The following is a 1139-nucleotide window of genomic DNA, read 5'->3' on the forward strand; positions in this document are numbered from 1 at the left end:
TATAGTCTCGACCGTATCATTCATCGGATTTAACTCCCTGTTTTTTCGAAGAGTAGATAGTTCATCGCCACGCGCGAACACGAAGCGAAAGGCTTGTCGGCACGCCTCTGGAGACTCGCATGACAATTGACCGCCGCGAAGCCACTGAGCACCTCCGCCAGCGGTTGGATCGGAGGCTTATTCCTCCCGGTCTTGACATTCACGGTCGAATGGACGACCGGCAGCTTGTAGTTCATCGCAGCCTTGGCCGTGCTGACGATGTTGAACACCAGCTCGTCGCGGTCCATCGAGCGGATCGAGCTGACCTGGATCGGCTGGTAGTCGATGACGATGAACGCCGAGTTCTCCGGCGTGAGTAGTTCATCGATTTGGGGAGTTACGTATCTTCTCGCTTGCCATTTCTGCTTCCTTTCTTCGTTGGATTTATACCTGCGCTTCCCTCCGACCCTGGCCGAAGACCGGGTGGAGCGGCGAGCGCACGCCGCTCCGTCGGTGAAGAACGTGAAGCCTAAGTTACGCCCACCCAAGCTCGCAAATTCTTTTGCAGCACAGGGACTACGCCGAAATCGCCTTCGCGGAATCCGCCTGTTCGCGCAGCATGAATTTCTGGATCTTGCCGGTCGACGTCTTCGGGAGTGCCCCGAACATCACGGACTTCGGCGATTTAAATCCCGGCAGCACGCTTTTGCAGTAGGCCAGAATCTCGGCCTCCGTCGGGGTCGCGCCGTCCTTCAGTTCAACGAAAGCGCAGGGCACCTCGCCCCATTTGGGGTCCGGCTTGGCGACCACGGCTGCGAACAGCACCGCCGGATGCTTGTAAAGCACGTCTTCGACTTCCACCGACGAGATGTTCTCGCCACCCGAGATGATGATGTCCTTCGAGCGGTCCTTGATGATGACGTAGCCGTCCTCGTCGAGTACGCCGAGATCGCCGGTGTGAAACCACCCGCCTTCGAACGCTTCCTTCGTCGCTTTCTCGTTCTTCAGGTAGCCCTTCATCACGATGTTGCCGCGGAGCATGACCTCGCCGATGGTTTCGCCATCGCGTGGCACCTCGCGCATGGTCTCCGGATCAAGCACCGTGACGGCTTCCTGAAGCGGATAGGGCACGCCCTGACGGCGCTTGAGCTGGGCGCGCT

2 pseudogenes are annotated in these 1139 nt (G+C 58.8%); both read right to left on the reverse strand.

The features are described 5' to 3' along the window. Positions 1–137 precede the first annotated feature (137 nt). Positions 138–399 (reverse strand): annotated as a pseudogene (locus ACEK02_RS19695) (hydrolase); the annotation flags it as partial. 156 nt (positions 400–555) lie between these two features. Continuing rightward, positions 556–1139: pseudogene (locus tag ACEK02_RS19700) on the reverse strand (acyl-CoA synthetase); the annotation flags it as partial.

The organism is Tardiphaga sp., from assembly GCF_041424195.1.
GTDB lineage: Bacteria > Pseudomonadota > Alphaproteobacteria > Rhizobiales > Xanthobacteraceae > Tardiphaga.